This is a genomic window from Chitinophaga lutea, assembly GCF_003813775.1.
GTDB classification, from domain to species: domain Bacteria; phylum Bacteroidota; class Bacteroidia; order Chitinophagales; family Chitinophagaceae; genus Chitinophaga; species Chitinophaga lutea.
In genome coordinates, this window is the sequence record NZ_RPDH01000002.1 from 2,291,725 (window position 1) to 2,317,158 (window position 25,434).

Annotated in this window: 29 protein-coding genes; 4 read left to right on the plus strand and 25 right to left on the minus strand. The window is 50.3% G+C overall.

Annotated features, from left to right (window positions below):
• Positions 1-57 precede the first annotated feature (57 nt).
• The gene (locus tag EGT74_RS21540) at positions 58-1,437 is read right to left on the minus strand and encodes a dicarboxylate/amino acid:cation symporter (RefSeq protein WP_123848612.1); all 1,380 of its coding nucleotides are present in this window, start codon (positions 1,435-1,437) and stop codon (positions 58-60) included.
• 251 nt (positions 1,438-1,688) lie between these two features.
• Between EGT74_RS21540 and EGT74_RS21545 the strand changes: the two genes are divergently transcribed.
• Both EGT74_RS21545 and EGT74_RS21550 read left to right on the plus strand, forming a co-directional pair.
• Positions 1,689-3,143, plus strand: coding sequence for an amino acid permease (locus EGT74_RS21545; RefSeq protein WP_123848613.1), 1,455 nt, complete (start codon positions 1,689-1,691; stop codon positions 3,141-3,143).
• 105 nt (positions 3,144-3,248) lie between these two features.
• A complete protein-coding gene (locus tag EGT74_RS21550) occupies positions 3,249-3,959 on the plus strand; it encodes a YebC/PmpR family DNA-binding transcriptional regulator (protein ID WP_123848614.1) in 711 nt (236 codons plus the stop codon).
• A 1,208-nt stretch (positions 3,960-5,167) separates the two neighbouring features.
• Here EGT74_RS21550 and EGT74_RS21555 read toward each other — a convergent pair.
• From EGT74_RS21555 to EGT74_RS21570, 5 genes are all read right to left on the minus strand, one after another.
• Positions 5,168-6,124, minus strand: a complete 957-nt coding sequence (locus EGT74_RS21555) for a D-2-hydroxyacid dehydrogenase (RefSeq protein ID WP_123848615.1) — start codon at positions 6,122-6,124, stop codon at positions 5,168-5,170.
• Positions 6,125-6,160: 36 nt separating this feature from the next.
• The gene (locus tag EGT74_RS26955) at positions 6,161-6,319 is read right to left on the minus strand and encodes a hypothetical protein (protein WP_158618256.1); all 159 of its coding nucleotides are present in this window, start codon (positions 6,317-6,319) and stop codon (positions 6,161-6,163) included.
• 637 nt (positions 6,320-6,956) lie between these two features.
• Entirely contained in the window at positions 6,957-7,304 is a 348-nt protein-coding gene (locus EGT74_RS21560; RefSeq protein ID WP_123848616.1) for a hypothetical protein, read from the minus strand.
• Between the two features lie 112 nt (positions 7,305-7,416).
• Positions 7,417-8,349, minus strand: coding sequence for a DnaJ C-terminal domain-containing protein (locus EGT74_RS21565; protein ID WP_123848617.1), 933 nt, complete (start codon positions 8,347-8,349; stop codon positions 7,417-7,419).
• Between the two features lie 120 nt (positions 8,350-8,469).
• Complete coding sequence (locus EGT74_RS21570; RefSeq protein ID WP_123848618.1) at positions 8,470-10,869, minus strand: alpha-ketoacid dehydrogenase subunit alpha/beta; 2,400 nt, start codon at positions 10,867-10,869, stop codon at positions 8,470-8,472.
• A gap of 199 nt (positions 10,870-11,068) precedes the next feature.
• On the opposite strand from EGT74_RS21570, the gene EGT74_RS21575 reads away from it, so the two are divergent.
• Together EGT74_RS21575 and EGT74_RS21580 are read left to right on the plus strand one after the other, a co-directional pair.
• Positions 11,069-11,473: a DUF1573 domain-containing protein gene (locus EGT74_RS21575; protein ID WP_123848619.1), complete on the plus strand. Its 405-nt coding sequence runs from the start codon at positions 11,069-11,071 to the stop codon at positions 11,471-11,473.
• 99 nt (positions 11,474-11,572) lie between these two features.
• Positions 11,573-12,766: a pyridoxal phosphate-dependent aminotransferase gene (locus tag EGT74_RS21580; RefSeq protein WP_123848620.1), complete on the plus strand. Its 1,194-nt coding sequence runs from the start codon at positions 11,573-11,575 to the stop codon at positions 12,764-12,766.
• A gap of 505 nt (positions 12,767-13,271) precedes the next feature.
• Here EGT74_RS21580 and EGT74_RS26960 read toward each other — a convergent pair.
• From EGT74_RS26960 to rpsN, 19 genes are all read right to left on the minus strand, one after another.
• The gene (locus tag EGT74_RS26960; RefSeq protein WP_158618257.1) at positions 13,272-13,433 is read right to left on the minus strand and encodes a hypothetical protein; all 162 of its coding nucleotides are present in this window, start codon (positions 13,431-13,433) and stop codon (positions 13,272-13,274) included.
• A 78-nt stretch (positions 13,434-13,511) separates the two neighbouring features.
• On the minus strand, positions 13,512-14,624 hold the full coding sequence (carA, locus tag EGT74_RS21585) for a glutamine-hydrolyzing carbamoyl-phosphate synthase small subunit (RefSeq protein WP_123848621.1): 1,113 nt from the start codon (positions 14,622-14,624) through the stop codon (positions 13,512-13,514).
• A 96-nt stretch (positions 14,625-14,720) separates the two neighbouring features.
• Positions 14,721-15,527: a hypothetical protein gene (locus EGT74_RS21590; RefSeq protein ID WP_123848622.1), complete on the minus strand. Its 807-nt coding sequence runs from the start codon at positions 15,525-15,527 to the stop codon at positions 14,721-14,723.
• A 128-nt stretch (positions 15,528-15,655) separates the two neighbouring features.
• Positions 15,656-16,159, minus strand: coding sequence for a 50S ribosomal protein L17 (rplQ, locus tag EGT74_RS21595; protein WP_123848623.1), 504 nt, complete (start codon positions 16,157-16,159; stop codon positions 15,656-15,658).
• Positions 16,160-16,268: 109 nt separating this feature from the next.
• The gene (locus EGT74_RS21600) at positions 16,269-17,264 is read right to left on the minus strand and encodes a DNA-directed RNA polymerase subunit alpha (RefSeq protein WP_120516901.1); all 996 of its coding nucleotides are present in this window, start codon (positions 17,262-17,264) and stop codon (positions 16,269-16,271) included.
• A 70-nt stretch (positions 17,265-17,334) separates the two neighbouring features.
• Positions 17,335-17,940 (minus strand): 30S ribosomal protein S4, encoded by a 606-nt coding sequence (gene rpsD / locus EGT74_RS21605; RefSeq protein ID WP_123848624.1) that lies wholly within the window; start codon positions 17,938-17,940, stop codon positions 17,335-17,337.
• 183 nt (positions 17,941-18,123) lie between these two features.
• Positions 18,124-18,522 carry a 30S ribosomal protein S11 gene (gene rpsK, locus EGT74_RS21610; protein ID WP_074240007.1) on the minus strand — a complete coding sequence of 133 codons (399 nt, stop codon included), beginning with the start codon at positions 18,520-18,522 and terminating at the stop codon, positions 18,124-18,126.
• Positions 18,523-18,630: 108 nt separating this feature from the next.
• Entirely contained in the window at positions 18,631-19,011 is a 381-nt protein-coding gene (rpsM, locus tag EGT74_RS21615) for a 30S ribosomal protein S13 (protein ID WP_123848625.1), read from the minus strand.
• A gap of 45 nt (positions 19,012-19,056) precedes the next feature.
• A complete protein-coding gene (gene rpmJ / locus EGT74_RS21620; protein WP_072360626.1) occupies positions 19,057-19,173 on the minus strand; it encodes a 50S ribosomal protein L36 in 117 nt (38 codons plus the stop codon).
• A gap of 31 nt (positions 19,174-19,204) precedes the next feature.
• On the minus strand, positions 19,205-19,423 hold the full coding sequence (infA, locus tag EGT74_RS21625; protein WP_012789309.1) for a translation initiation factor IF-1: 219 nt from the start codon (positions 19,421-19,423) through the stop codon (positions 19,205-19,207).
• 334 nt (positions 19,424-19,757) lie between these two features.
• On the minus strand, positions 19,758-20,564 hold the full coding sequence (gene map / locus EGT74_RS21630; protein ID WP_123848626.1) for a type I methionyl aminopeptidase: 807 nt from the start codon (positions 20,562-20,564) through the stop codon (positions 19,758-19,760).
• Positions 20,565-20,706: 142 nt separating this feature from the next.
• Positions 20,707-22,047 carry a preprotein translocase subunit SecY gene (gene secY, locus EGT74_RS21635; protein WP_123848627.1) on the minus strand — a complete coding sequence of 447 codons (1,341 nt, stop codon included), beginning with the start codon at positions 22,045-22,047 and terminating at the stop codon, positions 20,707-20,709.
• 80 nt (positions 22,048-22,127) lie between these two features.
• On the minus strand, positions 22,128-22,574 hold the full coding sequence (gene rplO, locus EGT74_RS21640; protein ID WP_123848628.1) for a 50S ribosomal protein L15: 447 nt from the start codon (positions 22,572-22,574) through the stop codon (positions 22,128-22,130).
• 97 nt (positions 22,575-22,671) lie between these two features.
• The gene (rpmD, locus tag EGT74_RS21645; RefSeq protein ID WP_123848629.1) at positions 22,672-22,857 is read right to left on the minus strand and encodes a 50S ribosomal protein L30; all 186 of its coding nucleotides are present in this window, start codon (positions 22,855-22,857) and stop codon (positions 22,672-22,674) included.
• 73 nt (positions 22,858-22,930) lie between these two features.
• Positions 22,931-23,449 (minus strand): 30S ribosomal protein S5, encoded by a 519-nt coding sequence (gene rpsE / locus EGT74_RS21650; RefSeq protein ID WP_123848630.1) that lies wholly within the window; start codon positions 23,447-23,449, stop codon positions 22,931-22,933.
• A 54-nt stretch (positions 23,450-23,503) separates the two neighbouring features.
• A complete protein-coding gene (rplR, locus tag EGT74_RS21655) occupies positions 23,504-23,857 on the minus strand; it encodes a 50S ribosomal protein L18 (RefSeq protein ID WP_181954766.1) in 354 nt (117 codons plus the stop codon).
• A 140-nt stretch (positions 23,858-23,997) separates the two neighbouring features.
• Positions 23,998-24,552, minus strand: coding sequence for a 50S ribosomal protein L6 (gene rplF, locus EGT74_RS21660; protein ID WP_123848632.1), 555 nt, complete (start codon positions 24,550-24,552; stop codon positions 23,998-24,000).
• Positions 24,553-24,669: 117 nt separating this feature from the next.
• A complete protein-coding gene (gene rpsH / locus EGT74_RS21665) occupies positions 24,670-25,068 on the minus strand; it encodes a 30S ribosomal protein S8 (protein WP_123848633.1) in 399 nt (132 codons plus the stop codon).
• Between the two features lie 93 nt (positions 25,069-25,161).
• On the minus strand, positions 25,162-25,431 hold the full coding sequence (gene rpsN, locus EGT74_RS21670) for a 30S ribosomal protein S14 (protein WP_123848634.1): 270 nt from the start codon (positions 25,429-25,431) through the stop codon (positions 25,162-25,164).
• Between the last annotated feature and the right edge of the window lie 3 nt (positions 25,432-25,434).

Consider the following 25,434-nt stretch of genomic DNA (forward strand, 5'->3'; position numbering starts at 1 on the left):
CGCCCTAAAATACACTATTATATGTCAAGAGGAAGTTAATATTTTATGAAAGGCAAGCTAGGCCTTCGTTTCAGGCGGCAGGTTCTGGAAATCGACCTCTCCTTCCCATTTCCCGATGACGGCGGTGGCAAGACAGTTGCCGATCACGTTTACCGACGTGCGGGCCATGTCCATCAGCTCGTCGATGCCGAGGATCAGGAATACGGGCCATACCGGCAGGTGGAAGGAAGCCACCGTGCCCAAAATGATCACGAGGGTGGCGCGGGGCACACCGGCGACGCCCTTGCTGGTCAGCATCAGGGTGAACACCATCAGGATCTGCTGGCCCCAGGTGAGCTGATGACCGGCGGCCTGGGCTACGAATATGGACGCCAGCGCGAGGTAGAGCGTAGAGCCGTCGAGATTGAAGCTATAACCGGTGGGCATTACAAACGCGATCACTTTACGCGGCACGCCCATTCTTTCCATCGCCTCCATGGCTTTCGGCAGGGCGGATTCGGAACTGGTGGTGGCAAAAGCGATGGAAACGGGTTCGGATATTTCTTTGATGAAACGTCGGATGGGGAGTTTGATGATGAGCGCCACCGGCACAAACACCAGCAATACAAAGGCGATCAGCGCAACATACAGCGTCAGCAGCAGCTGCAGCAGGTTGCCCAATACCGACAGGCCGCCGTGCCCCACCGTATAAGCGATGGCGGCGCCCACCCCGATGGGGGCAAAATACATGACGATGTTGGTGAACTTGAACATCACCTCCGACAAACTTTCGCAAAACGCCAGCATGGGCCCGCGGAACTTGTCTTTCACCAGCAGCAGCGAAATACCGAAGATGACGCTGAATACCACGATGGGCAGTATCTCCCCGTGATAGATGGATTTGGCGATGTTCTCGGGGAATACGTGCAATACCACGTCCTGCCAGTTCTGCGGTTTGGTTTCCGGCAGTTTTTCGTGCAGGGCCTCCGGCGGCATTTTGATGCCCACCCCGGCCTGGCTGATGTTAATGGCGGCCAGCCCGATAAAGAGGGCGATGGTGGTAACGATCTCGAAATATACAAGGGACTTCCAGCCCATACGGCCCACCTGCTTGATGTCTGAGTGGCCGGCGATGCCCACCACCAGCGTTGCGAAGAGCAGCGGGGCGATCACGGTCTTGATCAGCTGGAGAAATACTTTACTCAGTACCTGGAAATTGACGGCGATGGCCGGGTAGTCGTGCCCCAGCTCCGCTCCTATCACCATGCTCACGAGGATCCAGGTGGTCAGGGATTTTTTGGTGATGGCGAACCAAACAATGGAGGCTACAGCGAGCCACCGCAAAATCATTAAAACAACCGGCGAAACTTCCACCCATCCAAAATGCTCAAACGTGTGTACAAAGGAAACTACCGTAAAAGCGATCAACGCAACAAGTGCCGCCAGCTTTTTATTCATTTAAAGGTGATTTAGTTTTGTTTGTGTCATTAAAAAAACACAGCGGAACACCGTGACCGGCGCCCCGTTGCGCTAAAAATTGCCCAAAAATAAGGTTCTCGGCGCAAAATCCCCACAAATGTTGTCAGAATGCGGTCATGCCGCAGCCCTGGCGCATATAAAATAAAATATGGCTTTATAATTTTACATGCTATATTTGACGACTATAAAAATCTAAACAAGCTAAGTAAATCAACCTCACATCTTATCGTATGAGTAGACTTTTTGCCAAAAAACCTCTATCAATACTCTTATCAGAAGCATCGGACTCAGAAAAAGGATTAAAGCGGACACTCGGTTCCGGGGCGTTGGTAGCGCTGGGCATCGGCGCGATCATCGGCGCGGGGCTCTTTTCCCTGACCGGTATTGCCGCCGCTGAAAATGCCGGCCCTGCCGTAACGATCTCCTTTGTACTGGCGGCCGTGGGCTGCGCTTTCGCAGGTCTTTGTTATGCAGAGTTCGCTTCCATGATTCCTGTTGCGGGAAGCGCTTATACTTACTCCTATGCCACCATGGGCGAATTCGTTGCCTGGATCATCGGCTGGGACCTTGTGCTCGAATATGCGCTCGGGGCGGCTACCGTAGCGGTAAGCTGGTCGAGGTACCTGCTCGAGTTCCTTGCCAAATTCGGTATCCACATCCCCCACCAGCTGGCGGTATCGCCCTGGGAAACGGTGAAGATGAGCAACGGCACCATCATCGAAGGCGGTATCTTCAACCTGCCTGCCGTGATCATCGTGGTACTGCTCTCCCTGCTGCTCATCAAAGGCACCAGAGAGTCCGCCGGCATGAACAACTTCCTCGTTATCCTGAAAGTGACCGTCGTGATCATCTTCATCGTACTCGGCTGGAGCCATATCGACCCCGCCAACTACGATCCGTATATTCCCGCCAACACCGGTAAATATGAAAACTTCGGCTGGACGGGCATAGCTACCGGAGCAGCCGTGGTGTTTTTTGCCTTCATTGGCTTCGACGCCGTGTCCACCGCGGCGCAGGAAGCCAAAAACCCGCAGAAAGGCATGCCCATCGGTATTCTCGGTTCGCTTATCATCTGTACCGTTCTCTATGTATTGTTCGCCCACGTCATGACAGGGCTGCTGAACTATAAACTGTTCGCCGGCGATGCCAAACCCGCTGCCTCCGCCTTCGCGCAAACGGGATACGATTTTTTACAGACCGGCCTCATCATCGCCATCCTGGCGGGTTACACCTCGGTGATACTGGTGATGCTGCTGGGCCAGAGCCGCGTGTTCTACTCCATGAGCCGCGACGGCCTGCTGCCCAAATTCTTCAGCGACGTGCATCCCAAATTCAGGACCCCTTGGAAAACCAACGCGTTTTTCATGGTATTCGTGAGCCTCTTCGCCGGCCTCGTGCCCGTTAGCGATCTCGGCCACATGGTGAGCATCGGTACCCTCTTCGCCTTCTCGCTGGTGTGTATCGGCGTGATCATCATGCGGAAAAAAATGCCGGAAATCCCCCGCGCGTTCAAAACCCCGCTGGTGCCTTTCGTACCCATCATGGGCGTACTGGTGTGCGGTTACCTGATGTACTCGCTGCCCAAAGAAAGCTGGTACAGGCTGGCCGTTTGGCTGGGCCTGGGCCTTGCGATCTATTTCTTCTACAGCAAAAACAACAGCAAACTGGGGAACCCGCAAAAGTAACCCGCTTTGTCACGATATGAAAAGACCCGCCGCAATACCGCTGCGGGTCTTTTATTTGGGAGAATTTAATATTTTTGCACCCACAATCAGGAACTGTATTTTACTATGGGACGTATATTCGAAGTAAGAAAGCATACCATGTTTGCCCGCTGGGACCGCATGGCCAAACAATTCACCCGTATCGGGAAGGAAATTGCCATCGCCGTGAAACAAGGCGGCCCGGACCCCGATAACAACCCCGCCCTGCGCCGCTGCTTCCAGAACGCCAAAGGCGTGAACATGCCGAAAGATCGTGTGGAGGCCGCCATCAAACGCGCCATGGGGAAAGATAAAACCGATTACGAAGAAGTTGTATATGAGGGATATGCACCGCACGGCGTGGCCGTGATGGTGGAAACCGCCACAGACAATACCACCCGCACGGTAGCCAACGTACGCATGCACTTCAACAGGGGCGGCGGCAGCCTTGGCAACAGCGGCTCCGTAGGTTTCATGTTCAACCGCCTCGGGGAGTTCAAAATCAAGAACGAGGGCCAGAACCTCGAAGACCTGGAACTGGAACTGATCGATTTCGGCCTGGAAGAAATCGGGGAAGACAGTGAAGGCAATATCATCATCCGCGCAACTTTCAACGAATTCGGCAACATGGCGAAAGCACTGGAAGAAAAAGGGCTGAACGTGATCAGCTCCGAGCTGAAGCGCATCCCCTCCACCACCGTGGAATTAGGGGAAGAGCAGGCGAAAGAAGTGCTGGAACTGATTGACCGCCTGGAACAGGACGACGACGTGCAGCAGGTGTTCCACAACCTGAAATAGTTTTTTATCGCATATACTCGGACGGGCTGCCTTTGTCGGGCGGCCCGTTTTGTTTGATGGGATGGTTGCGCTGTTGGTCGCAAAGTGCAGGATTTGCGGTTGCACCGACTCATTTCATCGGCCTTTGACTTCTCCGGTATTTCGAAGCAGTAATTCGCCTGCCCTTTCATTCATCGTCCGGTTATTTTATCGGAAACGGGATTTTTCGCCTCATTTGCATCTTCGCCGTCGCGGTTCTTCAATTAGTTTTCGTCTGCAGGTTTTAACTGCCGATGTAAGCAAAGCAGGCAGATTGAACCTACCGGTGTGGGAATCTGTCGAATTTTTCCGCTATCTCTCTATGGCGGGTTTCAAGAAGATTTTTATTTTACCCACAAGCTCAGCTACTGGCATACAACGTTGGGGGAGATAATGCGCTTGCCGACGTGAACGGTCGTCGGCATTTTTCCACTATGGGTGCAAACAGCTGACCGTATTTTTCCATCCCCCCTAAGGCATTCTCCAGTCACCTTTCGAGGAAAGTTTTTTCTTTACCATAAGGTCTAACTACTGGCATAAGCAAAGAGGAATGATACTGACGTGAAGGCCGGCTACATTTTCCATCACTCCTCTACCCCGGTCTCCAGCCGCCCTTCGAGGAAAGTTTTGTTTTACCATAAGGTCTAACTACTGGCATAAGCAAAGAGGAATCATACTGACGTGAAGGCCGGCTACATTTTTCCATCACACCTCTTCCCTGTTCTCCAGCCGCCCTTCGAGGAAAATTTTGTTTTACCATAAGGTCTAACTACTGGCATAAGCAAAGAGGAATGATACCGTCGCGAAGGCCGGCTACATTTTTCCATCACTCCTCTACCCCGGTCCCCAGCCGCCTTTCGAGGAAAGTTTTGTTTTACCATAAGGTCTAACTACTGGCATAAGCAAAGAGGAATGATACTGACGTGAAGGCCGGCTACATTTTTCCATCACACCTCTTCCCCGTTCTCCTGCCGCCCTTCAAGGAAATTTTTTTCATTAGCATAAGGCCTAATTACTGGCATAAGCAAAGAGGAATGATACAGTCGCGAAGGCCGGCTACATTTTTCCATCACACCTCTTCCCCGTTCTCCTGCCGCCCTTCGAGGAAATTTTTTTCTTTAGCATAAGGCCTAATTACTGGCATAAGCAAAGAGGAATGATACCGTCGCGAAGGCCGGCAGCACTTCTCGTTATCCCTTTACCACATTCTCCGGTCGTCCTTCGAGGAAGGCTTTTACGTTGCTGACCGTTTTGGCCATCAGCCTTTTGCGGGCTTCCACGGTAGCCCATGCGATGTGCGGGGTGATGAGGCAATTGCGGGCCGAAAACAGCGGATGGTTGACTGGAGGCGGTTCGGTGCTCAGTACATCAAGCCCGGCGCCTGCCAGCTGGCCTGCATTCAGCGCATTGGCCAGATCGCTTTCGTTGATCAGCGGCCCGCGGCTGGTATTGATGAGGAATGCCGAAGGTTTCATGGTAGCGAGCAGCGCGGCATTGACGAACTCCCTGTTCTGCTCGTTCAACGGGCAGTGCAGCGACACCACGTCCCCATACCGGAAACAGGCCGTCTGGTCGGTGAACGTGACGCCTTCCATTTTGTCGCGTTCCGGGTGTTTATGGCTCACGATCACCTGCATGCCGAACGCCATCGCAATTCGGGCAACGGCCTGGCCGATTTGCCCGAACCCGATGATGGCAAAGGTTTTACCCTGCAGTTCCGTCAAAGGTTGTTTCCAGTAACTGAAATCGGGATTCTGTGCCCACTCTCCTTGCCGTACGCTTGTTGCATGCACCCCAACGCCCTGCACCAGTTCCAGCAACAGCGCAAACGTAAGCTGGGCCACAGAGGCCGTGCTGTAAGCCGGCACGTTGCAGACGGTGATGCCACGGCCATGCGCCGCTTTTACATCCACCACGTTATACCCGGTAGCCATGACCCCGATGTAACGGAGCGAAGGCGATTGCAGGATGGTATCTGCAGATACCAGCGCCTTGTTGGTTAAAACAATGTCGGCGTTTTGCGTCCGTTCTCCCACCAGGGCGGCGGGCGTACGGTCATAAACAGTCACGTTTCCAAGGGTTTCCAGCGCGGCCCAGCTGAGATCGCCGGGGTTGAGGGCGTAGCCATCCAGTACAACAATATTCATGAGAATAAATGTACGGATTAGCTGAAATTTTGCCTGCTAAAAAAGGTCTACCCGCATAAAGGTATTATTCACCTTGTCGATCACGAAATTGCCATACACCGAGCGGTAAGTGCCGTAGCAGAGTTTACCGTTCAGCTGGAGGTTGTGCTCTTTCCCCAAGGGATGCATGCCTTCGATCAGCCGTATAAAACGCATCCGTTGAAGTTGCCCGCCGCATTTACATTTAGTTTCGGAGATTTTTTTGTGTGAGTGCACAATGTTGCTGCATCTGATACATCTAGCTTCCATATTACGTTTATTTGGGTACAAAAAATCAAACAGACTTTGGTTGGAGGTCCATTTTTCTCAGCTGTCGCGATGTATGTATATACGAAACACCAATTGTGGCAAGTCAACAAACAACCGTGTATCATCTGCTAAAGGGAGAAAAAAGGAAGAAGGTCCTTTTGCCGTGTAAGGGTAAAACCTGAGCCTGTTTTTTTCTGACAATCGTCAGCGATCAAAGGATGATGGTTAAACTGTTTTTAAAAAACCAGGCCAGGTTTTTTGTCTAATTTATCAAAGGATGATGGTTAGTCTTCTGCTTACTTAAATTACGAAAAATCCGCTTACAAAGGAAAAAGTTGCACCGGTTTTTTTACTGAAGAAGGCCGTTCAATCGAACGGCCCCCATTTTCAGCCTATTTGAACCGTCTAAGCAATGTTATTTAATGTAACACTGCTAATTTATAGCATTCCATTTTCCCATACAGCTGCCTGGAAACAATGAACGGGGAATGAATAATATTGAAGGAATGAACAGGTAAGTTATTGTTAACAAATAATTTACGTATCAGAATGAACGATTCTTTTTTAAAAAAAGTAATTGAGCTTCAGCCACAGGCGGATAACCGGGGTCGCAGTTGACGATCAACAGGTAGCTGGCCAGCGGGCTCAGCTGCCAGTCGGGTTCCATCGTCCCTTCCCGCGCACAATAAGTTTTCCGGAAGTTCAGCTCCAGCGGCACATGCAAGGCGGCACAGGCGCGCATCGCCCGCTGCAGCGCCTCTTCCCCAGCCCCGGGCTGATAACCCAGCGCTTCCAGCAATTCGCTGGCATAATATGCAACCGCCGCTTCCTGCTCGTGCCGGTGGCGGCTTTCCAGGATTTCATCCAGATAATCAAAGGACTGTAGTATCATGGGTTTGATTGTTTTCGTTTGAACCGATCACCATCATGCCTGATCTCCTTCAGCCTTCCTGCTCCGGTGTATTTGCCCGCCTGGCAATAGTTCTCTTACTTCATGCGCCTCCTTACTTCTTCAGCTGCATCAGCTTTGCAAAAAGTTCCCTTTCTTCCTCCGTCAATTGTTTGGGCACGATGATCTTCACTTTTACGTACAGGTCGCCGCTCCCCTCGCTTCCGCCGGCGGGCCCGGGAACGCCCTTGCCCTTCAGCCTGAACAGCCTGCCGCTGTCTGTACCGGCGGGAATGCTCAGTTGCAGCGGCGTACCGGGTACCGCTACGGGTACTTTCCCGCCCAGCACCGCGGTAAACAGATCCACGGGCACTTCCATGTGCACGTCCTTTCCCTGCAGCTCGAACTGCCCGTCGCCGGTCAGTTCCACCTCGATCAGCAGATCGCCCGGCTCCCCGCCGTTGCGGCCCGGATGACCCTTGCCTTTCAGGCGCAACACCTGCCCGTGATAGGTGCCGGGTTTTATTTTGAGATTGAGCTTCTGCCCGTTCACTTCAATCTGCCGCGTGGCGCCGGTGTACACATCCTGCAGGCCCACTTTCATCGTTGCCTGCAAATCGTTGCCGCGGCGCGAACGGCTGCGGCCCTGCTGCGCCCGGCTACGGAAACCGCCACCGAAGAGGTGCTCGAAAAAATCGGAAAACTGTCCACCGTCTCCGAACATCCCTTCCATGTCTTCATACTGCTGGCGGCCGCCGCCCTGGCCGGACTGCCACTTGCCCCAGTCGAAGCCCCCGCCGCCGGCATTGCCATGCTGTTCGTAATACTTCCAGTTTTCACCGAACTCGTCGTATTTCTTGCGCTTGTCATCATCGCCCAGCACTTCGTACGCTTCGTTCAGCTCCTTGAATTTTTCTTCCGCCACCTTGTCGTCCGGATTTTTATCGGGATGATATTTCACCGCCAGTTTCCGGTAAGCTTTTTTGATGTCGGCTGCGCTTGCCTTTTTATCAACGCCCAGTATTTTATAATAATCTTTGTACTCCATACCTGTAAGAATAATAACAAATGGCGCTCCGCCTTGTTGCAACAGCCGGAGCTAAAAACAAAAACACCCCCTGTAAGGTACAGGGGGTGTTGCTGCTGACAATTATATTTTTTGCAGGAACTACTCCCTGATCATATCCATCACTACTTTCACCACATCCTCGGCGTTCGGTTTGGAGAAATAATCCCCGTCTGATCCGTAAGCCGGGCGGTGGGCCTGTGCGGCCAGTGTTCTCGGCGCTACATCGAGCCAGCGGTAACCACCCTGTATTTCCATCACCTGCTGGAACATATAAGCTGTGCCGCCACCGGGCACATCTTCATCTACAAATAAAATACGGTTCGTTTTTTTCAGCGATTCCAGGATGGAATGGTTGATATCGAACGGCAGTAACGTCTGCACATCTATCAGTTCGCAGGAAACGCCCTGCTCCTCCAGCACCAGCATCGCTTCTTCGACGATCCGCAGCGTGGAGCCGTAAGATACGATGGTGATGTCGCTGCCGGTATGCAGTACTTCCGGGATACCCAGCGGAACGGTCAGCTCGCGCAGGTTTTCCGGCAGTCTTTCTTTCAGGCGGTAGCCATTGAGCGATTCGATCACGATCGCCGGTTCGTTGGCCTGCAGCAGAGTATTGTACATACCTGCGGCCTGCACCATATTACGCGGCACACAAACGTGCAACCCACGAAGGGAGTTCACGATCATGCCCATGGGTGAACCGGAATGCCAGATGCCTTCGAGGCGGTGGCCACGGGTGCGCACGATGATGGGGCAAAACTGCGTGCCTTTTGTTCTGTACTGAAGCGATGCCACATCGTCGCTGAGCGGCTGGAGGCCGTACAGCAGGTAATCCAGGTACTGGATTTCCGCGATGGGGCGTAACCCGCGCAACGCCATACCGATGCCCTGCCCCATGATGGTCAACTCACGGATACCGGTATCGGCTATACGCTGTTTGCCATGTTTCTGCTGCAAACCGGCGAAGCCCTGGTTCACGTCGCCGATCTTACCCACGTCTTCACCGAAGGCAAATACGGTAGGGTGATAGCTGAACAGCTGGTCGAAGTATTTGTTCAGTACTTCGTAGCCGTTGATGAGCGGTGCGTCGTTGGCATACTGCGCCGGCACTTCCGGCACATTGAGTGCGGAGTTGGGGCCGGTGGCATATAAATAGGTATTGTAATTCTCTTTTTCGAGCGCCAGCTGCCGGTCGTAAAACTCCTGCAGTTCATCTACCGCGGCTGAGAAATTGCGGGGATGTTTGAACAGGATGGCGGCGGCGGTTTTAAGCACATCCTTGCGGGCCGGTTCGCGGTTGGAGGCGAGCTCCTGCATGGCCTGCGTCACAAAAGCGGTATCACCGCGGCCGTCGGCCAGGATGGCTTCGCACAGGCCTAACAGTTGCTGCACCTGTGTTTTGATCGGTGAAATGTATTTCTCCCAGGCGCTTCTGCGGCTTTCCTGCGCGATGTTTTTTGCTTCAGCCTCGATCTGCTGCAGCTGGCTTTCTTCCGCCAGCGCATTTTCGAGCAGCCACTGGCGCATCTTCAGGTTGCAGTCGAAATCCTTTTCCCAGGCGAGGCGTTCCTTGCTCTTATAACGTTCATGGCTACCCGAAGTGGAATGGCCCTGCGGCTGCGTGATCTCTTCCACGTGAAAGAGAACAGGAACGTGGGTTTCGCGGGCTTTCCGGATACCTTCCTCGAACACTTCGCACATGCCGGCGTAATCCCATCCTTTTACATTATATATCTCCAGCCCGTTGCTGTTGCCGTTTTTACGGAAACCTTCGAGGGCTGCGCTGATAGAACCTTTGGTAGTCTGGTATTTGCGGGGAACGGAAATACCGTACCCGTCGTCCCAGATAAAAATCACCAGCGGCACCTGCAATACGCCGGCCGCATTCACGGTTTCCCAGAAATGCCCTTCACTGGTAGAGGCATCGCCGATGGTCGCGAAACAAACTTCGTTACCGTTCCTGGAGAGGTGATCATATTGGTGCAGTTCCGGTACTTCGCGGAACAGTTTGCTGGCAAAGGCAAGCCCCAGTGCGCGCGGCATCTGGGCGGCGGTAGGCGCCATGTCTGCAGCCGTGTTTTTCATGGCGGCGAGGTTCAGCCAATTGCCTTCCATATCTATATTGGGTGTGGCAAAATGCGAATTCATCTGGCGGCCGGCCGAGAAAGGATCGTTATTGATATCCGGGTCTGCATACAGTTGTGAAAAGAATTGCTCCACCGTAGCAATACCGCTGGCAAAGGCAAAAGTCTGGTCGCGGTAGTAACCGGAACGGAAGTCGCCCGGCTTGAAATATTTTGCCATTGCAATCTGCGCCACTTCTTTACCATCGCCAAAAATGCCAAACTTCGCTTTACCGGTCAGTACTTCCCGGCGCCCCAGCAGGCTAACTTCCCTGCTGATGCAAGCAAGCCGGAAATCATTCAAAACTTCCTTGCGGAACTCCTCAAACGACAACTGGCTCTGCATATTCATAGCTAATTCGTTGTTTTCGATCATGCCAAACCTTGGTTAAAACACAAATGTAGGGGAAATTGATGAATGGGTGATAACCGCTCTGTTCCTGTTAATAACTAAATTTTAAGAAATTTTTAATATCTTGAGGTCTGCGGATCAATTTTTGGCCGTAAATTTGACTTGGAAACTGGTAGGAACTATATCGTTTTAACCGATCGTTTTAAAAACCAAACTTGAAAAGATGAAAAAATTTATCTTATCCCTATTTGCAAGCCTCCTGCTGACCACCGGAGTGTGGGCGCAGGCGCAGAATGGTTCTGGCGCTGCCAATGCGGTTGATGCCAAAGTGAAGTTCAAAAAGGAGACTGTTGACTTCGGCGTAACTAAACTGAATAAACCGGTGACGGTTACCTTTGAATTCACCAACGTGTCTAAAGAACCCGTATTGATCGAAGCGGCGAAGGCCAGTTGCGGTTGTACAGTGCCCAGCTGGACTGTAGAACCGATTCTGCCCGGTAAAAGTGGGAAAATCACTGCCACCTACAGCGCGAATGCGTCAGGCAAACCCACCAAAACCGTTTATCTGAAGCTCAAGGGAGTAGATCAGGAAAAAGAACTGGTGATTACCGGAACAGTAGAAAACTAAAAGGTTAAACCTTACTGATATCGGCCCCCGTTCGTAACGGGGGCCTTTTTATTTATATGCTTACCTTAACTTTGCATCGCTAAAATCAAACACCAAAAAATGCCTAACATCAGTCACCGGGGGCAGATCATGCCCGCCTCCCCTATCCGCAAACTGGTTCCTTTCGCCGAAGCTGCCAAGAAAAAGGGGATCACAGTGTACCATCTCAACATCGGCCAACCCGATATTGAAACGCCTGCTCCCGTATTGGAAGCGGTACGGAAATCCGACTTCAAAATTCTGGAGTACAGCCACAGCGCGGGTAATGAAAGTTACCGCCGGAAACTGACCACTTATTACAGCAAATTCGGCATTACGGTGGACCATACGGAGATCATCGTAACCACGGGTGGCTCAGAGGCCATTATCTTCGGTTTTATGGCCTGCCTCGACCCGGGCGATGAGATCATCGTACCCGAGCCGTTTTACGCCAATTACAATGGTTTCGCCACCGAAGCGGACATCCGGCTGGTACCGGTGACATCTTCCATCGATACGGGCTTCGCCCTCCCTCCCATCGAAGAGTTCGAGAAAAAGATCACGCCCAAAACGAAGGCCATCCTTATCTGTAATCCGAACAACCCCACCGGGTACCTGTACAGCGGTGCGGAACTCAATGTATTAAAGAATATCTGTCTAAAACATAACCTGTTTTTGTTCTCCGACGAAGCCTACCGCGAGTTCAGCTACGATGGCGAGAATATCTCCGCGCTGCAGATCGAAGGCCTGGAGAACCATGTGGTGGTGTTTGACACCATTTCCAAGCGTTACAGCGCCTGCGGCGGCCGTATCGGCGCATTTGTTACGCATAACCGCGGCCTGCTCGACTCGGTGATGAAGTTCGCCCAGGCGCGCCTGAGCCCGCCCAGTTTTGCACAGATTGCAGCGGAAGCGGCGGTAGACCTGCCGGATAATTACTTCGACAGCATCAAGGCGGAATACCAGAGCCGGCGCGACCTGCTGGTAACGCGGCTGAACACCATTCCAGGCGTGTTCTGCCCTAACCCTGGCGGCGCTTTTTACGCCATGGCCCGTTTGCCTATCGACGACGCCGACAAATTCTGCCAGTGGCTGCTGGAGGAGTTTTCATATGAGCAACAAACTGTCATGCTCTCTCCTGCCACCGGTTTTTATGCCACTCCGGGCTTAGGCCGGCAGGAAGTGCGCTTTGCATACGTTATTAACCGTGAAAATATCGCCAAAGCGATGGAATGCCTGGCAAAAGCGTTGGAAGCATACCCGGGCAGGCAGTAAAATCATACACACAAACCCGGCAAAAAGTCGCCAGCGTAGGTTAAAAAAACATTACTAATATAAAACATGACAAAAATCATGTTTCTAAAAATATCGGCTGTAATGCCTATAAACACTGAATATTTACATTACAATAAATTCTATATTTAGTTTTTACAGCATAAAGTCGATTTTTTATCGAAAATGAATTTTGAAATTTAAATTTATTCCCTACTTTTACTGTGTAATCGATACGCAAAGGTTACAACATATCAAATAACAAAAAGTTAAATTCATGGTAAGTAAAATTCTAAACCTCCTTAGCAAAAATTTAACTTGTATAATTTTGACAAATGGGAAAATGGCGCGACCTTTGCATTATCAACATTATGTAAAAAGACGGCGACAAACTAAAACGTTTTAGCTAATTAATCATATTTTTGTATCAGTTTTTCATAACGTGGAATTTATAAAGGCAAACGGCTCTGTTCACAGAGCCGTATTTTTTTTCCCTATCTCTCTTAATTTATCTTTTTCCAACCGATTGCAATTTCAATTCCTCTATTTCAGCGAAATTAAAGGTCTTTTTCGCCCTATAAGCTCCTGATTTTTTCATATCATTGTCATGTAATGAAAAGACAAGGTGGGTATTGTGCTTAACCGCATAGTACCTTTCGCTAGTTTTCATAACGTGGAATTTTAAAATGCAACGGTCCTGATTCCTCAGGACCGTTTATATTTTTACCAGGTTATGTGGGCTCTACTCCTACATGTTTGCCTTGATCATCGTAAAGAAATCGTCGAACAAATAGCGGGAATCGTGCGGACCTGGGGTCGATTCCGGGTGGTACTGCACGGAAAAGGCGGGTTTGTTCCTGATACGGATGCCCTCTACCGAGTTGTCGTTCAGATTGATATGCGTTACTTCCACATTTTCGGAAGCAGCCACTGCTTTGGCATCGATCGCAAAACCGTGGTTCTGGGTAGTGATCTCGCATTTGCCGGTGAGCAGGTTCTTAACCGGGTGGTTCAGCCCCCTGTGGCCGTGATGCATTTTATAAGTGGGAATACCGTTGGCCATCGCCAGCAGCTGGTGGCCCAGGCAGATGCCGAACAGTGGACGATCTGCTGCCAGTACTTTCTGAATGGTTTCCACCGCATATTTGAGGGGCGCCGGATCGCCGGGGCCATTGGAAATGAAATAAGCGTGCGGTTTAAAGGTTTCGCATTCCTCGAAGCTGGTTTGGGTGGGATGTACCTTCAGGTAAGCCCCTTTTTCAGACAGGCATTTCAGCATGTTCCGTTTCACCCCGTTGTCGAGCACCGCAATGCGGATGTCGGCGTTCGGGTCACCTACGAAGTACGGTTCTTTGGTAGATACTTCCGCACAGAGCGCCAGACCTTCCATGGAAGGAACTTTGGCCAGTTCAGCCTTCAGTTTGGCTTCGTCCAGGATTTCGGAGGAAATGATGCAGTTCATGGCGCCTTTACTGCGGATGTGCGATACAAGAGCCCGGGTATCCACTTCGTGAATGGCTACGAGATTATTGTCTTCCAGGAATTTGGCTAGCGATTCGTCGGCCATTTTACGGGAGAAATTATGCGCGATATTTTTGCAGATCAATCCACTGATTTTCACACTGCTGCTTTCTACATCCTCGTTCTTGGTACCATAGTTACCAACGTAACAGTTGTTCATGATCAGCACCTGTCCTTTGTAGGAAGGATCAGTAAAAACTTCCTGGTAACCGGTCATCCCCGTGTTAAAACAAAGTTCACCGGAAGCGGTTCCGACTTTTCCGAACGCTTTACCATGGAAAACGGTGCCATCTTCTAACAACAGTATGGCGGGCTGTGTGGATCTGGTAGTCTGCGGCATTCTGCTTACCCTTTCTTTTTTTATGTTCCCGAACGGAACGGTTAAAACTTTGCAAAGTTAGGGCATGATTTTGAATTTTGAGCAGCTAATTTCAGATCAATTCATTTGGGCGGATTTGAGCACTTCTTCTGCTACGCGCCGGCCGGTGGAATCGTTTCCCTGGTGGGTGATGAGCACCTGCACCCGAATGCCACCCTTTACCACCACCAGGCTACTGAATTCCATGGGGGCGGAATGGTTGAGCACGTAACTGCCCTGCTGCCAGATGGCGGGACTTCCGTTCAGCACTATTCTCTTTTCATTATAGCTGAATTGCGACACCCCGGCCTGTTGTGCCAGGGCATCAGCCACCTCTTTGGAAGCGGGGTCCAGCTCAATATGTGATTCCGAAAGGAAAATAGCTTCCTGCATGCTGATTTCAAGGCCCTCGGCCTTTCCGCCGCCGGCAAATGCCTTCAGCCGTACATTGGGCATATCATTCCTTGAAACGGGCGACAGTGAAACAGGCGTCTGCAGCCGCAGTACGTTCCCCCGGAAGGTACGCCAGCCGGAGGTTTCAAGCATGGCCGGCGAAACGGCGGGTTTACCCAGCATCCTGATCAGGCCGGGGCCGTACCAGGCACCGAGTGTGCCGCAGGCTGCAAATATCACCACCACGGTAATAAGCGCCGCTTTCTGACGGAGATTGAATATCCAGTGCTGGCTTTTACGGATGGCAGCCTGGTATTGCTCTTCGGAAATACCTGCCTCCCGGCTGAAAGTGTCAAATGAGCCTTCGGGATGGCGTGCCTGCCAGGCCGCGAATGTTACGGGAAGCTTTTTACTGCAATGGTCGCAGAAGGTGACGTATTCGGATTTCAGTGCGCTGTGCATGCCGCAGTGGCCACATTTCAGGTAGTGCATAGGTGACAGGATAATGATGCACTAAATTAAGATTATTTTGCATATAAACAATCCCCCGAAGATGTAAGCGTAAACAAAAAAGCCGCCCGTATAACAGGCGGCTTTTGATGATATCGTTCAGAAAAAAACTATTCAGCAGCTTTCTCTTCAGTGGCTTCTGCAGCAGGAGCGGCAGTGTCAGCAGCTTTATCTTCTGCTTTCTTTTTAGCGCCACCGGCACGACGGGTTTTCTTGGCAGGAGCTTTTTCAGCTTCAGCAGTTTTACCGTAGATCTCGTTGAAATCAACCAGTTCGATCAGGGCTACTTCCGCGTTGTCACCAATCCTTTTACCGAGTTTGATGATGCGGGTGTAACCACCGGGACGGTTGGCGATTTTTTCGCTGATGGTGCCAAACAGTTCAGTGATGGCTTCTTTATCCTGCAGGTAGCTGAAAACAATACGACGGTTGTGAGTGCTGTCGGATTTTGCACGGGTCAGCATCGGTTCGATGTAAACGCGCAGTGCTTTTGCTTTCGCTAATGTAGTCTGAATTCTTTTGTGGCTGATGAGTTCGCAAGCGAGGTTGCTCATCAGGGCTTTACGGTGAGAAGATGTACGACTCAGCCTGTTTAATTTTACTCCGTGACGCATGACTTGTTAGTTTGTGTTCCCTTATACCGTGTCAGGAATTATAAGGTACTTGTTATAAAATACAAATCACGGGTGCCTTGCGGCCTCCGTGATTTGTGGTATACGAATACTATTCTTCGTCCAGTTTCAGTTTGGACAGGTCCATACCGAAGTGCAGACCTCTTTCGCCGAGTACCTGTTCGATTTCGCTGAGCGATTTCTGACCGAAGTTCCTGAATTTCATCAGCTCTTCCTGTTCGTACTGTACCAGTTCGCTCAGGGAGTTGATTTTCGCTGCTTTCAGACAGTTGAACGCACGAACGCTCAGGTCGAGGTCTTCCAGCGGTGTTTTCAGGATTTTGCGGAGCTGCAGGGTCTGTTCGTCCACTACATCTTCTTTCTCCGTGTCTTTGGTATCGAAGCTGATGTTTTCATCGGTGATGATCATCAGGTGTTGGATCAGGATGCGGGAAGCCTGTTTAACAGCTTCTTCCGGGTGGATGGTACCGTCGGTGATCACTTCCATGATCAGTTTCTCGTAGTCCGTTTTCTGTTCCACACGGGTGTTTTCGATGCTGTATTTTACGTTTTTGATAGGCGTAAATACAGAGTCGATGGCGATGTAACCGAAGATTGCATCTTTAGGCCTGTTCTCTTCAGCGGGCACGTAACCACGGCCTTTGCCGATGGTCAGCTCGATGTCCAGTTTGGCAGAAGGGTCCAGGGTGCAGATCAACAGCTCGGGGTTCATGATCTGGAAAGAGTTGGTTGCTTTCTCGATCATGTCCGCACGGAATTCGGTTTTGCCTTTGATAGAGATCTGGATTTTTTCGCTGCTTACTTCATTCTCAACGATTTTTTTGAAACGAACCTGTTTCAGGTTGAGGATGATTTCAGTAACGTCTTCGGTGATCCCCTTCAGGGTAGCAAACTCGTGATCAGCGCCTTCAATCTTGATTCCCACAATGGCATAGCCCTCCAATGAAGACAACAGTACGCGGCGGAGCGCATTCCCGATTGTCACACCATAACCCGGTTCTAACGGACGGAATTCGAATTGAGCTTCAAAGTCGGTAGACTTCTGCAAAACGATCTTGTCAGGCTTTTGGAAATTAAGAATTGCCATTGATATGCTTGATTTATGAGTTTTAACTTATGTTATATGGCTATAGCCACCCGCAGATGGCTATAACTTATTACTTGGAGTACAATTCCACGATCAGTTGTTCCTTGATGTTCTCAGGAACGCTTTCTCTTTCCGGATACGCGATGAATGTACCTTTCAGGTCTTTCTCATTCCAGTCGAGCCAGCTGAATTTCGGGTTTTTACCGCGAATGTTGCTGGTCAGGGAAGTGTTACCGGCAGTTTTGTCTTTCAGGCCGATGGTATCGCCCGGTTTCAGCTGGTAAGAAGGAACATTCACTACTACGCCGTTTACAGTTACGTGCTTGTGGGCAACGAGCTGGCGGGCAGCAGGGCGTGAGGGTGCGATACCCATACGGAATACGGTGTTGTCCAGACGGGCTTCGAGCAATTTGATCAAAACCTCACCGGTAACGCCTTTTCTACGGTTAGCTTCTTCGAACAGGTTACGGAACTGTTTTTCGAGCACACCGTAAGTGTATTTTGCTTTTTGTTTTTCTCTCAGCTGCAGTGCATACTCACCCAGTTGTTTACGTTTGCGTTGCGCACCGTGCTGACCGGGAGGGTTGCTGTTCTTGCCTAAATATTTGCCATTACCTAAAATGGGCTCTCCAAAGATTCTGGAGATCTTGGTCTTTGGTCCTGTGTACCTTGCCATGTTCTGTGGTTCAGATTTTTAGTAACGGTGCAAGCTCATTTAAAAATCTTAAAACTCGATCTTGCACCCACTGTGATGAATAAATATACAAATAAAAATTACGAATTACGTATTATGACTCACGATTCCTGATGATAACATCCTGATTCGTAATTCCCAATGCGCAATCCGTAAAAGAATATGCTATACCCTTCTCTTCTTCGGAGGACGGCAGCCGTTGTGGGGCAGCGGAGTCACATCTTTGATGAGGGTTACCTCGATACCGGAGTTGGCGATCGCACGGATAGCGCTTTCACGACCGGCACCAGGGCCTTTTACAAATACATCTGCTCTTTTCAGACCGGCATCGAAGGCGGTTTTAGCAGCATCTGAAGCAGCCAGCTGGGCAGCATACGGGGTGTTCTTTTTAGAACCCTTGAAACCCATTTTACCGGCAGAAGACCAGGAGATAACCTGACCCTGCTTGTTGGTGATGCTTACAATGATGTTGTTGAAACTTGCAGAGATATGTACATCCCCGAAGTTATCCACCTTTACTACCCTCTTTTTAGCGGCAGCTTTTGTATTAGTTGCTTTTGCCATAGTTCGTTATAATTCCAACGATGAAATTCCAAATCCCTGTTTATATAAAAACCCTTTATGCCGCCAGTTCCCGGATCTGGAAAAAGAGATACCGGCAAAGGGATTTTACTATTTCTTCGGTGCCTTCTTTTTACCAGCAACGGTTTTACGTTTACCTTTCCTGGTGCGGCTGTTGGTACGGGTACGCTGACCTCTAACCGGCAGACCTTTCCTGTGACGAAGCCCACGGTAGCAGGCAATATCCAGCAGACGCTTGATATTCATCTGCACTTCGGAACGCAGCTGACCCTCTACTTTAAACTCTCCGAGGATGATGTTACGGATGGCTGATTGCTCATCATCGTTCCAATCCTTCACTTTCTTATTGTAATCGATGCCTGCTTTGTCCAGGATATACTGGGCGGTGGAGTGGCCGATACCATAGATATAGGTCAGACCAATTTCGCCTCTTTTGTTTTTAGGAAGATCAATACCGGCTATACGTGCCATATCAATTGTTTAGTTTATAGTTCTTTTAATGTATACAGATGCTGATTAACCCTGGCGTTGCTTAAAACGAGGATTCTTTTTGTTGATCACCAGCAATTTACCTTTGCGGCGAACAATTTTGCAGTCTGCACTTCTTTTCTTGATGGAAGCTCTTACTTTCATGAGTCAATTGTTATAAATCTACCAGAGTTGTTTACTTGTACCTGAAAATTATACGACCCCTGCTCAAATCGTAAGGGCTCATCTCTACGCCAACCTTGTCACCCGGCAGGATGCGGATATAGTGCATTCTCATTTTGCCAGAAATGGTAGCCAGAATCTCATGTCCGTTCTCCAGTTTCACCCGGAACATTGCATTAGATAAGGCTTCGAGAATAATACCATCCTGTTTAATGAGTGCCTGTTTCGCCATAAAAATTTTTAGGAATGCAAAGATACCACAAAAGTTTCTTAAACCGAAAAAAATACCGGAAATAATTGATGAAAAAGCCGCGCTGTGTGGATAACTTTTAAAAAATAATTGTTTATCGGTTAAAAGTCTCTCTAAATCAATTAAATATACAGTCTTCTATTGTGTAATACCTTGCAAGGGTTCCCGTCGTTTCTCTCTTCAAAATCCCCAAAAGGAACGCAAAGATACGGTATTTCCCGTTATCACCGCCGCAAAATACTATCTCCCGGCTGTTTAAATTGCACCGGCCAGGGCAATAAAAAAGACCGGTACACCGGTCTTTTTCGTATATGCTTTAGTTGATATATACGGAGTTGAGGGCTTCGTTCTTTTTCTCCGCGGCCTCGATGTGCTCGAAAGTCGACAGCATGTCCGCTTTCCCTTTCATTACGGCCACTGTATGCTCGTAGTGCACCGATACCTTCCGGTCGCGGGTCACCACGGTCCAGCCGTCTTCCAGATACTCCACATCGCGGGTACCGAGGTTCACCATGGGCTCAATGGCGATCACCAGGCCCTCTTTCAGTACCGCACCACTACCCCGGCGGCCGTAGTTGGGCACCTGGGGGTCTTCGTGCAGGTTACGGCCCAGGCCGTGCCCTACCAGCTCGCGCACCACGCCGTAGCCCCTCTCCCGTTCCACATAGTCCTGGATGGCGTAGGCGATATCCCCTACCCGGTTGCCAACAACAGCCTTCTCAATGCCCTTCATCAGCGCTGCCTTGGTAGCGGCCATCAGCTTCTGCACATGGGTGGGTACCTCGCCGATCGCGAAGGTGTAGGCGCTGTCGCCATGGAACCCGTTGCTGAATACGCCCACATCTACCGACACCACGTCGCCTTCCTTAAGGATATGGCCGTTGGGGATGCCATGCACCACTGCCTCGTTCACGGAGATGCAGCAGGTATTGGGAAAACCTTTATAGTTCTTGAAGGAGGGCACTGCTCCATGGTCGCGGATGAATTGTTCGGCGATGGCATCCACATCGAGGGTGCTCATGCCGGGTTTGAGCCTTGCGGCCACTTCCGCCAGGGTGGCGCTCACCAATTGGGCGCTCTGACGGATAAGTTCAATTTCTTCTTTCGTCTTATAATGGATCATAACACGCGAAATTATGCAATTATTGTGGTTTGCCCCAATAGAACAGCGGAGTGCGGGCCGGAGTTCAACGGGGGTTAATAAAAAACCACCGGGAGTGAAGGCTCCCGGTGGTCGTTATATCTTGTCAGTTTGTTTTGATGAATCAGGCATTAGCCGGTGAGGTTCTGCCTTTGATGCGGCCGGAGCTCATCAGGCCGTCGTAGTGGCGCATGAGCAGCTGGCTCTCGATCTGCTGCAGCGTATCGAGGATAACGCCCACCATGATCAGCAGGGAGGTACCACCGAAGAAGGTGGCGAACAGGCTGTTGATGTTGGCGGCAGCGGCAATGCCGGGCAGTATACCTACCAGTGCCAGGAAGAAGGCGCCGGGGAGGGTGATACGGTCCATCACCGCACCGATGTAATCGGCGGTGGCTTTACCGGGTTTTACGCCGGGGATGAACCCGTTGTTGCGTTTCATTTCATCGGCCATCTGCGTGGGATTGAAGATCAGGGCAGTATAGAAGAAGGTGAACACCACTACCAGTACTGCATAGATCACGTTATACCAGGGATTGGTATGGTCGCTGAAAATGCGGATGAAAGAAGATGCGTTATCGGAGGTGGCAAAGCCGATGGCTGTTGCCGGGATGAACATGATGGCCTGGGCGAAGATGATCGGCATTACACCGGCAGCATTCACTTTCAGGGGAATGAACTGGCGTACGCCGCCGTATTGTTTGTTACCGACAATACGTTTCGCATAGTTCACCGGGATTTTCCGGGTACCCTGTACCAGCAGGATGAGGCCTACGGTAATTAGGATGAACATGGCGATCTCGATCAGGAACACGAGCAGGCCGCCGCCGGCGCCGGTTGTTTTGAGCGAAAGCTCCTGCAGGAGGGCTTCGGGCAAACGGGCCAGGATACCTGTCATGATGATGATGGAAGTACCGTTACCAATACCCTTATCTGTGATCTTTTCACCGAGCCACATGATGAACAGCGTGCCGGCGGTCAGTACCACGGTGGTAGATAACCAGAATAAGAAAGACCCATATTCGGGGATGAGGGCACCGCCGGACTGGGTTCTTAAGTAAGCTACGTATGCACTTGCCTGGAAAGCCGTTACAACAACGGTTAACAGACGGGTATACTGATTAATTTTCTTCCGTCCGCTATCCCCTTCTTTCTGCAATTTCTGGAAATAAGGCACTGCTATGGTCAGCAGCTGGATGGCGATGGACGCCGAGATATAGGGCATGATGCCGAGGGCGAAGATGGAAGCGCGGGAGAATGAACCACCGGCAAACATGTTAAAGAGCCCAAGGATACCTTTCTGGGAAGTCTCGGAGAATTTGGCCAGCTCGTTGGGATCGAGACCGGGCAGGGTGATATAGGAACCCACACGGTATACCAGTACCAGGAGCAGGGTGGTGAGGATGCGCTTGCGCAGGTCCTCGATGCTCCAGATGTTCTTTATGGTTTCGATAAATTTCTTCACAGGAAGATAAGAGTTTAATAACGCGTGTAAAATTCGAAAAGACGCACTACTCCGTAGGCGCCTTCTCTATCGTAATTTTCTTAAACCAGTTCTACGGATCCACCAGCTGCTTCAACGGCAGACTTGGCTTTCTCGCTGATCGCGTTCACTTTCAGCGTTACTTTGCTTTTCAGTTCCCCTTGACCGAGTACTTTTACTTTGGCAGTTTTGCTGATCAGGCCGTTCAGGTACAGGTTTTCGAGAGAGAATTCCTGCAGACCGTATTTTTCAACAATCTGTTCCAGTTCGCCGATATTGAATACTTTATATTCAGTGCGGGTGATGGGAATAAAACCACGTTTCGGCAGACGGCGCTGGATGGGCATCTGACCGCCCTCATGGCCTCTTTTGCTGGAGTAACCGGTGTTGGATTGGGCACCTTTGTTACCTTTTGTGGCGGTACCACCTTTACCGGAGGCTTCACCACGACCTAAACGTTTTTCTTTATGTACTGCGCCTTTTGCAGGTCTTAAGTTCTGTAAGCTCATAATATGAATTGTTTTACTTACGCGGAAATCAACCGCTCGCTTTTACAATGATAGTTCAAAAAAGTAAGATGCCAAATGTAAAAATGAAAATTTTACATTATGCATTCACCTGCTCAACTTTTACCAGGTGGTTCACCGTGCGAACCATGCCCAGGATCTGAGGAGTAGCTTCCACTTCTACGGTGTTGTTCAGCTTCTTCAGTCCGAGCGCCTTCAGCGTCAGTTTCTGACGTTCGGGGCGGTCAATACCACTTTTTACCTGGGTGATCTTAATCTTTGCCATTTTATTTAAATATTTCCAATTAAAGTGACCGGTGCCGTCCCTTCCGGGAACGGCCAGGTGTTGGAACGGATACTTAACCGTTGAATACTTTCTTCAGGGATACGCTGCGTTGTTTGGCGATCGCGATCGGCTCGCGGAGCATGCCCAGCGCCTTGAAGGTAGCTTTTACCACGTTGTGGGGGTTAGCGGAACCCAGTGACTTTGCCAGAACGTCGGTGATACCGGCGCTTTCCAGCACAGCACGCATAGAACCTCCAGCGATCACACCGGTACCGTGGGCAGCCGGTTTGATCAGTACTTTCGCAGCACCTTCCTTCGCCAGCTGGTCGTGAGGAATAGTACCGTGATGTACCGGAACTTTGATCAGGTTTTTCTTAGCGTCGTCGATCCCTTTGGTGATAGCTTCCTGTACTTCCTTGGCTTTACCAAGACCGTGGCCTACTACACCATTCTCGTTACCAACCACCACCAGTGCGGAGAAACTGAAAGTACGGCCGCCTTTGGTAGTTTTGGTCACCCTGTTAATAGCTACAACCTTTTCTTTCAGCTCCAGATCGCCAGCTTTTACTTTATTGAATGAATTCTTTGCCATTTTTATTTAATAAGAATTACGATATCTGATTGTTTTTACTCCTGGTCTTCCTGATTAGAATTGCAGGCCTCCTTCGCGCGCACCGTCAGCAACTGACTTTACACGGCCATGGTAGAGATAACCACTTCTGTCGAATACGCAGGTAGTAATACCCAGTGCAGCGGCTTTAGCAGCCAGGGCAGCACCTACCAGTTTGGCTTTCTCCACTTTCGGAGCGGTTTGCGCTGCGATCGCTTTTTCGCGGGAAGAAGCGGATGCCAGGGTAGTACCATTGGTATCGTCAATCAGCTGCACATAAATTTCGGCATTGCTGCGATAAACAGCCAGTCTCGGCTTTTGTGCAGTACCGCTGATCTTTTTACGGATCCTGTAGCGGATATTCTGTCTCCTGTTTGTTTTTGTACTCATCACTTAGTGTATTTAAGGCTCCGATGCTGCCGGAGCTATGTTCAGGGTAAAGACCGGTTTTCGGCCGGCCTCTCCCCCTGTATAAGTTTAATAATTCGGTTTCCCGCCGGCGGCCTTATGCAGCGCGGCGCATCAGGCTATTACTTACCGGCAGATTTACCAGCTTTCTTGCGAACAACCTCATCGCTGTAGCGTACACCTTTACCTTTGTACGGCTCGGGTTTGCGCAGGCTGCGGATTTTAGCGGCAACCTGGCCCAGCAATTGATTGTCCAGGCCTTCCAGCATGATCTTCGGGTTCTGCCCTTTTTCAGTCAGGGTCGATACCTTCAGTTCTTTGGGAACTTCGAAAACGATGTTGTGAGAATAACCCAAAGATAAATCCAGCAACTGACCTGCATTCGTAGCCTTGTAACCTACACCTACGAGTTCGAGTTGCTTTTTGAATCCGTCCGTAACCCCGGTCACCATGTTCGCGATCAGTGCGCGGTACAGACCGTGCAGAGAGCGGTGGCGGATCTGGTCGGTCGGGCGGGTGATCACAATCTCACCGTCTTTCACTTCCACTTTAATATCGCGGTCGATCGCCTGTTTCAGTTCGCCTTTCGGACCTTTTACCGTGATTTCGTTAGCAGCGGAAACATTTACAGTTACACCGCTGGCCAGTTTAATAGGACTTCTTCCTATACGTGACATAGTTCGTCAGTTTATTATTGTTGTGAATCCGGTATCCCGTGTTCAGCCCGTATAGAAGGCTTAATTGTCAGATATACCGTAATCCCGCCTCATTTGCATAAGGCGGGATAAAATATATTAGTATACGAAGCAAACTACTTCGCCACCTACGTTTTGCGCTTTGGCTTCCTTGTCGGTCATTACACCTTTGGAAGTAGAGATGATAGCGATGCCCAGACCGTTTTTGATACGGGTGAAGTCACCAGGTTTTGAGTACTGGCGAAGACCGGGGCGGGAGATACGCTGCAGATCCTGGATGGCAGGAACTTTCGTCTGCGGATCGTATTTCAACGCTATTTTGATGAGGCCCTGTTTGCTGTCCTCTTCGAATTTGTACTTCAGGATATAACCTTTGTCGTACAGAATTTCGGTAATACGTTTCTTCAGCTTGGAAGCCGGGATTTCCACGATCCGGTGGTTAGCCATCTGGGCGTTACGGATGCGTGTTAAAAAATCTGCTATTGGATCAGTAACCATTGTCAGTTAATGTTTTAAAAATGAGTGCGGCTTTCTGCCACAACAATGCGATATCCAATCGATATAGAAAGGAAAATCAATACCTGTAGGTGCTTACCAGGAAGCTTTTCTTACGCCGGGGATTTTACCAGCCAGTGCCATGTCGCGGAACATGTTACGGCAAATGCCGAACTGACGGATATAACCTTTCGGACGGCCGGACAGCTGGCATCTGTTATGCAGGCGAACGGGAGAAGCGTTTTTGGGCAGTTTGTCCAGTTCTGCATAGTTCCCTTCTGCTTTCAGCGCAGCGCGTTTCTCTGCAAATTTGGCCACCATGGCTTCTCTCTTTCTTTGTCTGGCTTTTACTGATTCTTTTGCCATATT